Origin of the sequence: Xanthomonas sp. WHRI 1810A, from assembly GCF_040202885.1 — a bacterium.
Lineage (GTDB): Bacteria > Pseudomonadota > Gammaproteobacteria > Pseudomonadales > Pseudomonadaceae > Aquipseudomonas.
The window spans coordinates 1-696 of the sequence record NZ_JBEGED010000051.1 but is presented as its reverse complement, the minus strand read 5'-3'; the positions used below and the strand labels follow the sequence as shown (position 1 = coordinate 696).

Genomic DNA, 696 nt, shown 5'->3' with positions numbered 1-696 from the left:
TGATCGAACACTGCCTGCCGGCGCAGCGCAGCAATGTCAGCATGACCAACCTGCAAGTGGTCAACGCCATCCTTTACGTTGCCGAGCATGGCTGCAAATGGCGCGGCCTACCCAAGCGCTTTGGCAACTGGCATACGGTCTACACACGCATGAACCGTTGGGCCAAGGCGGGTGTGCTGGACCGGATGTTCGCCCAATTGCAGAAGTCCCAGATCGTGCGCATCAAGATCGAAGCAGTCTCGCTGGACTCCACCAGCGTCAAGGTCCATCCCGATGGCACGGGTGCATTAAAAAAAACGGCCCGCAGGCCGTCGGCAAGTCTCGCGGTGGATGGAACACCAAGATTCATATGGTTGCCGCAGATGCTCGAACAGCCATCACCTTTGGATTGACGCCTGGCAACGTGCATGACGCACCTGCAGGCCGCGCGTTGCTTGAACACCTGGGGCCAGTGGAGCGGCCGATTCATTTGTTGATGGACCGTGCTTACGAAGGCAACGAAACCCGCCAGTTGGCGCTCGATCTTGGCTTCGTGCCGGTGGTCCCGCCGAAATCCAATCGGGTCGAGCCTTGGGAATACAACCGGGAGATGTACAAGCGGCGTAACGAAGTGGAGAGACTGTTCCGTCGCTTGAAAGGCTACCGCCGGATTTTCTCGCGCTTCGAGAAGCTGGATGTCATGTTCCTTGGATTCCT

1 protein-coding gene is annotated in these 696 nt (G+C 58.0%); it reads left to right on the top strand.

From position 1 onward, the window contains the following. Window positions 1–2 precede the first annotated feature (2 nt). A protein-coding gene (locus ABQX22_RS26660; protein ID WP_349802854.1) for an IS5 family transposase occupies window positions 3–696 on the top strand; the annotation gives its coding sequence in 2 pieces (ribosomal slippage) (window positions 3–288 and window positions 288–696; 695 coding nt annotated over the 2 pieces). This gene is flagged as partial in the annotation.